Source organism: Bradyrhizobium sp. CCBAU 53415, assembly GCF_028128735.1.
Taxonomy (GTDB): Bacteria; Pseudomonadota; Alphaproteobacteria; order Rhizobiales; family Xanthobacteraceae; genus Bradyrhizobium.
The window spans coordinates 97472-110235 of the sequence record NZ_LBJF01000023.1 but is presented as its reverse complement, the minus strand read 5'-3'; the positions used below and the strand labels follow the sequence as shown (position 1 = coordinate 110235).

Annotated in this window: 11 protein-coding genes; 3 read left to right on the top strand and 8 right to left on the bottom strand. The window is 64.7% G+C overall.

The window, feature by feature from the left end; genetic code table 11:
* Positions 1-41 precede the first annotated feature (41 nt).
* The 3 genes from cimA to cysS all read right to left on the bottom strand — a co-directional run bounded on the left by cimA (position 42) and on the right by cysS (position 3817).
* On the bottom strand, positions 42-1649 hold the full coding sequence (gene cimA, locus XH87_RS16380; RefSeq protein WP_271588078.1) for a citramalate synthase: 1608 nt from the start codon (positions 1647-1649) through the stop codon (positions 42-44).
* A gap of 178 nt (positions 1650-1827) precedes the next feature.
* Positions 1828-2319 (bottom strand): GNAT family N-acetyltransferase, encoded by a 492-nt coding sequence (locus XH87_RS16375; RefSeq protein WP_271588077.1) that lies wholly within the window; start codon positions 2317-2319, stop codon positions 1828-1830.
* 115 nt (positions 2320-2434) lie between these two features.
* Complete coding sequence (gene cysS / locus XH87_RS16370; protein ID WP_271588076.1) at positions 2435-3817, bottom strand: cysteine--tRNA ligase; 1383 nt, start codon at positions 3815-3817, stop codon at positions 2435-2437.
* A 289-nt stretch (positions 3818-4106) separates the two neighbouring features.
* On the opposite strand from cysS, the gene XH87_RS16365 reads away from it, so the two are divergent.
* Both XH87_RS16365 and XH87_RS16360 read left to right on the top strand, forming a co-directional pair.
* A complete protein-coding gene (locus XH87_RS16365; protein ID WP_271588075.1) occupies positions 4107-4412 on the top strand; it encodes a hypothetical protein in 306 nt (101 codons plus the stop codon).
* A gap of 143 nt (positions 4413-4555) precedes the next feature.
* On the top strand, positions 4556-5743 hold the full coding sequence (locus XH87_RS16360) for a DUF2865 domain-containing protein (RefSeq protein ID WP_158668741.1): 1188 nt from the start codon (positions 4556-4558) through the stop codon (positions 5741-5743).
* Between the two features lie 247 nt (positions 5744-5990).
* On the opposite strand, the gene XH87_RS16355 is transcribed toward XH87_RS16360, so the two are convergent.
* From XH87_RS16355 to XH87_RS16345, 3 genes are read right to left on the bottom strand one after another with little or no spacing between them, the layout of a single operon-like run.
* On the bottom strand, positions 5991-7748 hold the full coding sequence (locus XH87_RS16355) for an NAD+ synthase (RefSeq protein ID WP_271588074.1): 1758 nt from the start codon (positions 7746-7748) through the stop codon (positions 5991-5993).
* A 22-nt stretch (positions 7749-7770) separates the two neighbouring features.
* The gene (locus tag XH87_RS16350; protein WP_035701449.1) at positions 7771-8124 is read right to left on the bottom strand and encodes a diacylglycerol kinase; all 354 of its coding nucleotides are present in this window, start codon (positions 8122-8124) and stop codon (positions 7771-7773) included.
* Positions 8125-8128: 4 nt separating this feature from the next.
* Entirely contained in the window at positions 8129-9517 is a 1389-nt protein-coding gene (locus XH87_RS16345) for a class II 3-deoxy-7-phosphoheptulonate synthase (protein ID WP_035701452.1), read from the bottom strand.
* A gap of 180 nt (positions 9518-9697) precedes the next feature.
* Between XH87_RS16345 and XH87_RS16340 the strand changes: the two genes are divergently transcribed.
* Entirely contained in the window at positions 9698-10606 is a 909-nt protein-coding gene (locus XH87_RS16340) for an alpha/beta hydrolase family protein (RefSeq protein WP_271588073.1), read from the top strand.
* Positions 10607-10608: 2 nt separating this feature from the next.
* Here XH87_RS16340 and XH87_RS16335 read toward each other — a convergent pair whose 3' ends face one another.
* Both XH87_RS16335 and XH87_RS16330 read right to left on the bottom strand, forming a co-directional pair.
* The gene (locus XH87_RS16335; RefSeq protein ID WP_271588072.1) at positions 10609-11937 is read right to left on the bottom strand and encodes an ATP-binding protein; all 1329 of its coding nucleotides are present in this window, start codon (positions 11935-11937) and stop codon (positions 10609-10611) included.
* Entirely contained in the window at positions 11916-12620 is a 705-nt protein-coding gene (locus tag XH87_RS16330; protein WP_442868279.1) for a response regulator, read from the bottom strand. The genes XH87_RS16335 and XH87_RS16330 overlap by 22 nt, the downstream gene beginning before the upstream one ends.
* Positions 12621-12764: the final 144 nt, after the last annotated feature.

Here is a 12764-nt window from a genome sequence, read left to right as displayed (position 1 = left end):
AGTTCGGTCCTGCGGACCGCCCCGGAATGACTCCCTGCTAGCTACGCCGGCGCGCCCGACTTCACGAGCTTGTAGATCACCGAATCCATCAGCGCCTGGAACGAGGCGTCGATGATGTTCGGGGAGACGCCGACCGTGATCCAGCGGTCTCCGTTCTCGTCCTCGCTCTCGATCAGGACGCGCGTGACCGCGCCGGTACCGCCATTGAGGATACGGACGCGATAGTCGATCAGCGTCAAGCCCTCGATATATTTCTGGTACTTGCCGAGGTCCTTGCGCAGGGCGACGTCGAGCGCATTGACGGGGCCGTTGCCTTCGGCCGCCGAGATCAGATGCTCGCCGGCGACGTCGACCTTGACCACAGCGAGCGCCACGGTGACCCGCTCCCCCAGCGCGTTGTAGCGCTGCTCGACATTGACGTCGAACTGCTCGACCTCGAAATAGTGCGGCACCTTGCCGAGCGTGCGGCGCGCCAGAAGCTCGAACGAAGCATTGGCGGATTCATAGGCATAGCCGGCCGCTTCGCGTTCCTTCAATTCCTCGACGAGGCGCGTCAGCTTCGGATCGCTCTTCTCGTAAGCAATGCCGGCGCGGTCGAGCTCGGCGATGACATTGGAGCGGCCGGCCTGATCGGATACCAGCACCTTGCGGTGGTTGCCGACCAGCTCCGGCAACACGTGCTCGTAAGTCTGCGGATCCTTCAGCACGGCGGAGGCGTGGATGCCGGTCTTGGTGACGAAGGCGCTCTCGCCGACATAGGCTGCATGCCGGTTCGGGACGCGGTTGAGCATGTCGTCGAGCGTGCGAGAGACTTTTACGAGCGTCGCCAGCTTCTCGGACGTAACACCGATCTCGAAGGCGTCTGAAAACTCCTTCTTCAATTTCAGCGTCGGGATCAGTGAACAGAGATTGGCATTGCCGCAGCGCTCGCCGAGGCCGTTCAGCGTGCCCTGGATCTGCCGCGCGCCGGCGCGCACCGCGGCCAGCGAGTTGGCCACCGCCTGCTCGGTGTCGTTATGGGCGTGGATGCCGACATGATCGCCGGGAATGTGCTTCGTCACCTCAGTGACGATGGCTTCGACCTCGTTCGGCATGGTGCCGCCGTTGGTGTCGCACAAAACCACCCAGCGCGCACCCGCCTCATAGGCCGCCCTCGCGCAGGCCAGCGCGAAGCCCGGGTCTTCCTTGTAGCCGTCGAAGAAGTGCTCGCAATCGAGCATCACTTCGCGGCCGGCAGCCTTTGCGGCCGCGACGCTGTCGCGGATCGAGGCGAGGTTCTCCTCCTTCGTCGTCTCCAGCGCGACCCGCACCTGGTAGGCCGAGGATTTCGCCACGAAGCAGATCGCGTCCGCCTTCGCCTCCAGCAGTCCGGCGACGCCGGGGTCGTTGGAGACCGAGCGCCCTGCCCGCCGCGTCATGCCGAACGCGGTGAACCGCGCCTGATTGAGCTTCGGCCTGGTCGCGAAGAATTCGCTGTCGAGCGGATTGGCGCCGGGATAGCCGCCCTCGACATAGTCGATGCCGAGATCATCGAGCATCGTGGCAATGACCTGCTTGTCGGCCAGCGTGAAATCGACGCCGTTGGTCTGCGCGCCGTCGCGCAGCGTGGTGTCGAACAGATAGAGGCGCTCCTTCTTTGCCGAGTTCATCGCGAGCGTCCGTTCTTGTTACCTCCTCCCTTGTGGGGGAGGTCGGCGTCACTTAGTGACGCCGGGAGGGGGGTGCCACACGGGCGGTCTGAGCGCGAGGCTACCCCCCTCCCCAACCCTCCCCCACAAGGGGGGAGGGAGCGGAGAGAGGCTCGCGCTTGGTGAACAAGCTGCTCGCTCATTGCGCCGCTCCCAGCGTCTTCTTCATGGTGGTGTTGGCGAGCCACTCGTCGTTGATGGTGACGCTGTTGCGCTGCTGGGCGGTGTAGCCGCGCCTGGCGAAGAAGCCCTCTGCGGTATCGCTGGCATCGACCGACAGGCTCGTCGCGCCGCGGCCGCCGGCGAGTTTCTCCAGCGCGTCCACCAGCATGGTCGCGATACCCTGCCCGGCCACGGCCGGATGGACATAGAGCATGCGGATGTGATCGTTGCCGCGCAGCGAGGCGAAGCCGACCGGCGAGCCCTCGAGCGTCGCGATCAGAGTCAGGTCGGACGCAAGCCGCTTGCCGAACTCTTCGTCTTCAGCCGCCTCCATCCAGGCTTCCTGCTGCGCCTCGCTGTAGTCGTCGCCGGTCAGTTCCTCGATGCTGGCGGCGAAGATCGCGGCCAGCACCGGCACGTCGTCAGGCAGGAAGGGCCGCAGGGCGGGCTTTGGCAAACTCTGTCCCATCGTCTTCACCACATCCCATAGAGCTTGAGCACCAGCGCCACGGCGCCGGCGAGCAGCGCGATCTTCAGCGCGATGTAATAGAGCCAGTGCCGCGGGAAAGGCGTGTCGGGTCGCTTCATCGCGCGACCTCCCAGGTCGTGCCTTCCTTGGAGTCCTTGATCGCAACGCCCATCGCGGCGAGCAGATCGCGGATGCGGTCGGACTCCTTGAAGTCCTTGCGGCTACGCGCGGCCGTCCGCTCCGCGATCAGGCGCTCGACCTCCTTGGCATCGACGCCGCTTGCCTGCTGCTTGCGCCCCTCCCACTGCGCATTGCTCTCGGAAAGAAATCCGAGCAGCCGCAACGAGCCGGCCAACGCATTCACGTCGCCGCCGCGCAGACCATGCAGCGCCGCGATCGCCTGCGGCGTGTTGAGGTCATCGAGCAGCGGCTCGATCACGGGTGCGGCCGGCTTGCCGGGCGCGACATCGGCGGCGACGCGATACCAATCATCGAGCGTCTTGGCGCTCTCCTCCAGCGACTTCATGGTCCAGTCGATCGGCGAGCGGTAATGCGTCTTCAGCATGTTCAGGCGAAGCACCTCGCCCGGCCAGTCCTGCAGCAACTCATGGATGGTAATGAAGTTGCCGAGGCTTTTCGACATCTTCTCGCTCTCGACCTGGAGGAAGCCGTTGTGCATCCAATAGTTCGCCATGCGCTGCCGGTGGAAGGCGCAGCAGCTCTGCGCGACCTCGTTCTCGTGGTGCGGAAACACGAGATCGATGCCGCCGCCGTGGATGTCGAAATGCTCGCCGAGATGCTTCCAGGCCATGGCCGAGCACTCGATATGCCAGCCGGGGCGGCCCTGCGCGGCGATGCCGGCCGGCGACGGCCATGACGGCTCGCCGGGCTTGGACGGCTTCCACAGCACGAAATCTGTGTTGTCCTTCTTGTAAGGCGCGACATCGACCCGGGCGCCGGCGATCATCTCGTCCAGCGAGCGGTTGGACAGCGCGCCGTAGTGCGGCAGCACCGAATTGGCCGCGTTCATCGCCTGCGGCGAGAACAGCACGTGGTCCTCGGCGGCGTAGGCAAAGCCGCCGGCGATGAGCTTCTCGATGATCTCGCGCATCTCCGCGATATGCTCGGTCGCGCGCGGCTCGACACTCGGCCGAAGTGCACCAAGCGCGTCGACGTCGGCGTGAAACTGCTTGCCGGTCTGCTCGGTGACCTTGCGGATCGCCTCGTTCAGCGGCAGGCCGGGGAAATCCCACGCGGCGCGGTCGTTGATCTTGTCGTCGACGTCGGTGATGTTGCGGACGTATTTGACATGAGCTTCGCCATAGAGATGGCGCAGCAGCCGAAACAGCACGTCGAACACGATGACCGGCCGCGCATTGCCGATATGGGCGAAGTCATAGACGGTCGGTCCGCAGACATACATGCGGACGTTGTTGGCATCGAGCGGCACAAAGGTCCGCTTTTCCCGGCTCAGCGTATCGTAAAGACGCAATTCCATGACAACCCATCCCTCTCGGCCGGGCGTCCAAGGCTCTCAATGATTTTGAGAAAAGACGGCTCCAGCCAGCGAATCGCTAGCTCGTAATCTCGCAAATGATGCAAATGGCGAGGAGACCGTTCATGGGCCGACATATGGGCTATGAGGCGGCCCCACGTCAAGAGAGCCGCGAAAACGCCGTTTTATCTCCGCAAAGCGCGGCGGCTCGCCCTGATGGTTCATGATCCCCTAACCATTTGAGGTCATTCTGGAACCGGCGGTTCCTTCATTTTTGCCTCCAGGTATTTTCATGCGATCCTTGCTCGCGTTCATTTCCTGCGCCTCCATCCTTGCGGCTTCCGGCGCTTACGCCGAGACCCGCGTCTTCATCATTGCCAATCAGGCGGATGGCCATGGCAGCGACCAGTGCCTGGCCAAGGGCGAGACATGCGGCGCCTCAGTCGCGCGCACCTATTGCCAGTCACGAGAATTTGCCCAGGCATCAAGCTATCGCCGGGTCGATCCCGACGAAATTACCGGTTCTGTCCCCAAAACCGGCGCAAACTGCTCCCATGGCCGTTGCGACGAATATGTCGCAATCACCTGCCAGCGCTGAATTCGCTCGGAGCTGGCGGACCTTAGGCCCAATCCTTGGCCCTTGAAACGACGTGACGATGCCGCAGGAAGCGGCTATGGGAGGGCGCGCTTCGGCCCCCCAAAGCCACTTGGAACGTCACATTGGGCCGTGACCTCGCTAGAATGGCGGATATGCCTGAATTGTTGTCCCTGCCCCGTGCCCGCTTCCTCCTTGCCTGCACCATGCTCTTGAGCACGGTCGTGCTTGCTCATGGCGCCTTCGCGCAGGCGGGCCCGCCCGGGCCGCCGCCTCAGCCCGGCCAGAACGGGCTCGGACCGAACCCGATGTGCGTGCGACTGGAAGGCCAGCTCGCCGCGCTCGATCGTGGCGGTGGCGGTGACCCCGCGCGCGAGGACCAGATCCGCCGCTATCAGGATTCCCAGGCCAAGCAGCAGGCCGAGCTCGACCGCGTCACCATGCAGGCCAAGCGCATGGGCTGCGATTCCTCCGGCTTCTTCTCGCTGTTCAACGGCCGGTCGGCGCAATGCGGCCCGGTCAACACCCAGATCCAGCAGATGCGCGCCAATCTGGACCAGATCACCGCCAGTCTCGAGCGCCTGCGCGCCGGCAGCGGCGGCTTCAGCCCGGAGCACGACAACCAGCGCCGCTCGGTGCTGATCGCGCTGGCGCAGAACAATTGCGGCCCGCAATATGCCAACGCCGCGCAATCGCAAGGCGGCGGCAACTTCCTGAGCAATCTGTTCGGCGGCGGCAACAACCCGAACAATCCGCAAGGCGTGCCGCCCTCCGATCTCGGGCCACAATCCGGCACCTACCGCACCGTGTGCGTGCGCACCTGCGACGGCGCCTATTTCCCGATCTCGTTTGCGACCGTGCCGGCGCGCTTCGCCGACGACGAGAAGACCTGCAAGGCGCTGTGCCCGGCGGCCGAAGCCGTGCTCTATACCCATCGCAATCCCGGCGAAGACATGAACTCGGCGGTCTCGATCGGCGGCCAGCCCTACACCGCGCTGCCGACCGCGTTCAAATTCCGCAGCGAGTTCAACCCGTCCTGCTCCTGCAAGGCGGCGGGACAGACCTGGGCGGATGCGCTGAAATCGGTAGACGACAAGGCCGCGGCCGAGCAGCAGGGTGACATCATCGTCACCGAGGAGAGCGCCAAGAAGATGCAGCAGCAGCGGCTCAACAGGGGCACGCCTGCGAACGCGAAGAAGGGCGCAGCTCCGGCGCCGACGACGGCGAATGCGCCGCCCGCAACGCCGCCCGCGGACACGGGCCCCGCCGCCAGCTCCGAGAACAAGCCGATCCGCTCGGTCGGTCCCACGTTCCTGCCGCAACAGCAGAAATAGGTCCTCGCCCAAATAGGATGAGATATATCGGCTCCAGCGTTCCTCCTCCCCTTGCGGGAGAAGGTGGCGCGAAGCGCCAAATGAGGGGTTCTGTCCGCACGCAGATGCGTGCATGAGAGTACGCGGATAAAACCCTCACCCGAATGAGTCCGTTTCGACAGCAGCGCCGCCCTCTCCCGCAAGGGGCGAGGACAGAATAACACCCATCTCGCTCGCGGGTACGAAAGAGATAATCCGCAAGCCTGCCCTACCCCTCGAACGCGTCGATCGACGCCCGGCTGCCGCGCGACACCAGCGTCTCGTCAGGCACAGGGAACGGCTCGCCCCTGTCGCGGAAGCGGTTGGTGATGGGATAGCGACGGTCGCGGCCGAAATTCCTGGCCGTCACTTTCACGCCGGGGGCGGCCTGGCGGCGCTTGTATTCGGCGACGTTGAGCAGATGATCGATTCGGGTGACGATCTCGCGGTCGAAGCCGGCGGCGATGATCTGGTCCAGCGGCTGCTCGCGCTCGACCAGGCGCTCCAGGATGGCATCGAGCACGTCATAGGGCGGCAGCGAATCCTGGTCGGTCTGGTTCTCGCGCAGCTCCGCGGTCGGCGGCCGCGCGATGATGTCGGGGGGAATGACCTCGCCGGCTGGGCCGAGCGCGCCTTCCGGCTTCCAGGAATTGCGCAGGCGCGCCAGGCGAAACACCTGCGTCTTGTAGATGTCCTTGATCGGGTTGAAGCCGCCATTCATGTCGCCATAGAGCGTGGCATAGCCGACCGACATCTCCGACTTGTTGCCTGTGGTCACCACCATGAGGCCGGTCTTGTTGGAGATCGCCATCAGCAGCGTGCCGCGCGTGCGGGCCTGGAGATTTTCCTCGGTGATATCGGGCGGCAGATTCTTGAAGATGCCGGACAGGATGGTCTCGAAGCCGCTCACGGCCTCCGCGATCGGCAAGACCTCGTAGCGGATGCCGAGATGGCCGGCGAGCTCGCCGGCGTCGGCGATCGAGTGTGCAGCCGTGTAGCGATAAGGCAGCATCACGCCATGCACCTGGTCGGCACCGAGCGCGTCGACCGCGATCGCCGCGCACAGCGCCGAATCGATGCCGCCGGAAATGCCGAGCAGCACGCCTGGAAAGCCGTTCTTGGCGACGTAGTCGCGCAGGCCCAGCACGCAGGCGGCGTAGTCTGCCTTGTCGCCCTCGGGCTGCTCGGCGATCGGCCCCGCGCAGCGCCAGTCGTCGCCGTTTCTGGTGAAGCGCAGCGTCGCGATGCTCTCCTCGAAGGCCGGCAGTTGCGCCGCGAGCGAAAGATCGCCGTTGAGCGCGAAGGAGGCGCCGTCGAACACCAGTTCGTCCTGGCCGCAGACCTGGTTCAGATAGACCAGCGGCAGCCCGCTCTCGGTGACGCGCGCCACCGCAACCGACAGGCGCACGTCGTTCTTGTCGCGGGCGTAGGGCGAGCCGTTCGGCACGAGGATGATCTCGGCGCCGGTCTCCGCCAGCGTTTCGACCACGTTCTCGTAATCCTCGGATTCCTCCAGCCAGATGTCCTCGCAGATCGGCACGCCGATGCGCACGCCGCGCACCGTGACCGGACCGGCGGCAGGGCCGCGCGAAAACAGCCGCTTCTCGTCGAACACGCCGTAATTCGGCAGATTGCACTTGAAGCGCAAGCTCGCGATGCGGCCGCCGTCGAGCAGCGCGCAGGCATTGTAGAGCCTGCCCTCCTCGACCCAGGGCGTGCCGACCAGCATGGCCGGCCCGCCAGCGGCGGTCTCGCGCGCCAGCGCTTCGATCGCGGCGCGGCAGGCCGCCTGGAAGGCCGGCTTCTGCACCAGGTCTTCCGGCGGATAGCCGGCGATGAACAATTCCGGAAACAGCACGAGATCGGCGCCGTCGGCGATCGCCTGCACCCGCGCGGCCCGCACCTTGGCGGCATTGCCCTCGATGTCGCCCATGGTCGGATTGAGCTGGGCGAGCGTGACCGCGAATGCGTTGAGACGTTCGGTCATGGCCGCCCCTGTTCGATCTGCGTTAGACGAAACCCAACCGCTCGACGACGGCAAAGATCCAGAACGCGCCGGCCATCAGCAGCGCCACGCCGACCGCGGCCGAGCCCATGTCCTTGACCCGGCCGATCTGCTTGTCGTGGTCCATGGTCAGGCGGTCGGCCAGCTTTTCGATCGCGGTATTGAGCAGCTCGACGACCAGCACGAACGCGACGGCACAGATCAGCTCGACGGCGCGCATCGCGGTCGCGCCGATGAACCAGGCGAGCGGCACCGACAGCAGGAGCGCAAAGATCTCCTCGCGGATGGCCTGCTCCGATTGGAACGCAAAGGCCAGACCGTTACGGGAATTGATCGTGGCCTTCCAGATCCGCAGCAAGGTCTTAGAGCCCCGCTGCGACCGGCATCGGCTGGGCTTTGCCGGCGCGTTCCTGCTTGAGGAGCTCCGCGACCAGGAAAGCCATGTCGATCGATTGCTCGGCGTTGAGGCGAGGATCGCAGACCGTGTGGTAGCGGTCGTTGAGATCCTCGTCGGTGATCGCGCGGGCCCCGCCGAGGCATTCGGTGACGTCCTGGCCCGTCATTTCCAGATGCACGCCGCCGGCATGGGTGCCTTCGGCGGCGTGGATCGCGAAGAACGACTTCACTTCGGACAGGATGCGATCGAACGGCCGCGTCTTGTAGCCCGACGTGGAGGTGATCGTGTTGCCGTGCATGGGATCGCACGACCAGACCACCACCCGCCCCTCGCGCTTCACGGCACGGATCATGTTCGGCAGGTGCTCGCCGACCTTGTCCGAGCCGAAGCGGCCGATCAGCGTCAACCGGCCCGGCTCGTTGTCGGGGTTGAGCACGTCGATGAGCTTCAGGAGTTCGTCCGGTTTGAGCGACGGGCCGCACTTGAGCCCGATCGGGTTCTTGATGCCGCGGAAATATTCGACATGACCGTGATCGAGCTGGCGGGTTCGGTCGCCGATCCAGATCATGTGGCCCGAGGTCGCGTACCAGTCGCCGGTCGTGGAATCGACGCGGGTCAAGGCCTGCTCGTAGCCGAGCAGCAGCGCCTCGTGGCTGGTGTAGAAATCGGTGGCGCGCAGTTCGGGATGGCTCTCGAGATCGAGGCCGCAGGCGCGCATGAAGTTGAGCGCGTCCGAGATGCGGTCGGCCAGCTCCTTGTAGCGGCGGGACTGCGGACTATCCTTCAGGAAGCCGAGCATCCATTGATGCACGCTGCCGAGATTGGCGAAGCCGCCGGTGGCGAAGGCGCGGAGCAGGTTCAGCGTCGCCGCCGACTGGCGATAGGCCATCAGCTGGCGCTGCGGATCCGGCACGCGCGCTTCCCTGGTGAAGGCGATGTCGTTGACGATGTCGCCGCGATAGCTCGGCAACTCGACATCGTTCACCTTCTCGGTCGGCGATGACCGCGGTTTTGCGAATTGGCCGGCGATGCGGCCGACCTTCACCACCGGCACCGCGCCGGCATAGGTCAGCACCACCGCCATCTGCAGCAGCACCCGGAAGAAGTCGCGGATGTTGTTGGCGCCGTGCTCGGCAAAGCTCTCGGCGCAATCGCCGCCCTGGAGCAGAAATGCCTCGCCGGCCGCAACGCGGCCCAGCGCCTTCTTCAGATTGCGTGCCTCGCCCGCGAACACCAGCGGCGGAAAAGTCGCAAGCTGCGCCTCGACGTCGGCCAGGGCCTTGGCGTCGGGATAATCGGGCACCTGTAGCACCGGCTTGCTGCGCCAGGACTCGGGCGTCCACCGCTCGGACATCGAAATCTCTCCGTGAAGCAAAAAGCACAACCTGATCTGTGGGTTGCGAGGGCCGCCTTATACACAGGCTGGCAAAGGACCGCCAGTTGTAAATCCGTTTCGCATTGCAAACCCTTGCGGGCAAAGCCGAATTCGCATTTGCTTGGGCCGGCAAAGAAACTGACGGGATACCGACCGCCCATGGACGCGGTACTGGACGACGTTTTCATCGACGAGATCAGCCTCCCGGCGACCGACGGCTATACGCTCGCCGGCACCCTGTTCCTGCCGCGCGGCGCCAAGCGCCATGCCGTGCTGATCAATTCGGCCACCGCCGTCCCGCGAAAAATCTATCGGGGCTTTGCCTCCTACCTCGCCCATCGCGGTTGCGCGGTGCTGACCTACGACTATCGCGGCATCGGCGGCTCCCGGCTGCCGGCGATGGTCGGCTACAACCGGCCGAAATCGCTGGCCGGCTTCAAGGCCTCGATGTCGGACTGGGCCGCACTCGACGTCACCGCCGCGGTCGACTGGATGCGCGAGCGCTATAGCGCCTTGCCGCTTGCCTATGTCGGCCATTCCTTCGGCGGCCAGGCGCTCGGACTGATTGCGAACAACAGCGAGGTCTCGCGCGCCGCGTTCGTGGCCTCGCAGGCGGCGACGTGGCGGTTGATGACCTCTCCGGAAAAATACCGCGTCTTCGTTTTCATGAAGCTGATTGGGGTACCCCTGGCCCACGCGCTGGGCTACGCGCTGGGCTACGCGCCGGGCTGGGCCGGCGTCGGCGAGGATCTGCCCAAGGGCGTCTTCCTGCAATGGACCGAGTGGGTCTCGAGCCCCCGCTATCTCTTCGATTCAAACCTGCCGGCGCTGGAGAATTTTGCCAGGTTCAAGGGTGAACTGCGCGCGCTGTGCTTCTCCGACGATCCCTGGGCGACGCGGCCTGCCGTCGAGCTGCTCGCGAGCGGATTCACCGCGACTATGCCCGAGGTGCTGACGGTAAAGCCGTCCGACGTCGGCGCCAGGGCGATCGGCCATTTCGGCTTCTTCCGCCCCGAGCACCGCGACACGCTCTGGCGCGGCGTCGCGGAATGGATCCAGAGGGAATGAGATCAGAAATTTGCCGCGGGCAACCTGATCAGAACGCGCAATCCAGTGAGCCCGCCTTCTGCGAGATTCACAGCTTCAATCGCTCCGCCCAGCCGGTCGACAATCCGCTTGACGATCGAGAGCCCAAGCCCGGAGCCATCGCCTTCCGGACGCTGCCCACGGAAGAACGGCTCGAAGATGCGGCCGATCTCGTCTGCGGCAACGCCGGGCCCGCAGTCGTCGATTTGGAGGATCGCGGCATCGCTGCCCCGGTAGACGTATGCATCGATACGACCGTTCCGCGGTGTGAAGCGCATCGCATTGTCGAGGAGGTTGCGGACCACGGCCGCAATCATCATGGGGTCACCGCGGACCATGGCGGAATCGACGTGGGCAAAGCCAAGATCAACGCCGCGATTGGTCGCCTCGGGCAGCAGTTCAGCGACGACCTCCTTCGCAATATCGTCCAGCTTCACGACAGGCATTGTCGCGGCGTCAGCTTTTCCCGCTTCCTCTCTTGCCAGCGCGAGCAGTTGGTCGAGCAGATGCCTGATTCGACCGACGCCCTGCCGGAGCGCAGCAACGCGATCACGCGCACGCAGAGGCAGATCGACCGGGTCAAGATTCTCGACCTGCAGGCTCAGCGCCGCGATCGGCGTGCGCAATTCGTGCGCAGCATCAGCCACAAAGCTCCGCTGCTGCTCCATCAGGCCACGCATTCTTTGTAACAGCCCGTTGATCGAGGCGATGAAAGGATGCAACTCACTCGGCATCTGCCCGGTCGGCAGAGGCGTCATGTCGTCAGCGCGCCGTCCATCGAGATCACCAGCAAGACGCACCACCGGTTGCAGCGAGCGCGCGACGACGATCGCAGTTACCAACAGCAGACAGGGGATGAGTGCCGCAATCGGCAGCACCGTGCGAAATGCCATGTCGCTCGCGATCTCGTCGCGCATCGAAGTGCGCTGCGCCACCGCGAACCTCGTCCCGTCGTGCCGCGTCTGCATTAGCACACGAATCGGCTGCCCCTTTCGAGTCGCCAGCGCGAAGCCGTCCTTGAGCTTCCACAGTCGTGACTCGTACTCAGTATCGTGCGCCGTTGCAGCCTGGTCGATCAGCCATACCTCGGCGTCCTCGTCCACGCCATGCAGATCTCGGCCGCCGGCAAGGCTACCCGTCTGCACGAGGCCGGCGATCTGGATCAGAACGGAATCCTGCATCTCGATGGCCTCGTTGAAGGCCCAGCGATGGGCGAACAGGCCACCGATGATTCCAGTCAGCAGAATGATCGCGGTGAGGCCTGCGAATAGACGGCCCCGCAAGGACGTAATCATGGGCGATCCACCATCCAACCGACGCCGCGTACGTTGCGGATCGCGTCGGCTCCGAGCTTCTTGCGTACCGCGTGGATCAGGAATTCGATCGCGTTGCTCACAACCTCGTCATTCCAACCGTAGATCTGCCGCTCCAACTCGCTGCGCGCGAGGATTGCGCCGGGACGCGATAGCAACGCCTGTAGCAATGCGAATTCGCGCGCCGTGAGCACCGCGGATTTTGTCAGGTACGATGCCTTTCGACTCGCAGGATCGAGAGTGAGCTTACCATTGCCGAGCTGTGCCGGCGAACCGCTGGCCTCGCGGCGCGTGACCGCGCGCATCCGCGCCAACAATTCGCGGATCTCGAACGGCTTCACCAAATAATCGTCCGCGCCAAGATCGAGGCCTTCAATCCTGTCGTCGATGGCATCGCGTGCGGTCACGATGATGATCGGAATCTTGCGACCGCCGAACCGCAGCCGCCGCAGGATGGCGCGGCCATCCATGTTCGGCAAGCCGAGATCAAGCAGCAGCACCTCGTAGAACTCGCTCGCGGCGGCAAGCAGTGCAGTTTCGCCATCCCTCACCCAGTCGACGGCATAGGCAGCGTCCTTCAACGCCTGCTCGACAGCGGCACCGACCATCCTGTCATCCTCGATCAGCAACACGCGCAAAATTCGATCCTCAAAACCACAGGGCCATCCGGCCGCCGAAATCATGCCGGTGCCGACTTAGCACACAGTTAGCAACCGCCAGCGGGCCCGAATTGCGGCGAAGCCCTCCCCGTCTCGAAATTTCCGATCCCCTAAGCCAGGCCTAAGTCGCCTGCATTACGACCTTACATCGCTTCGCTTTGGGAGATT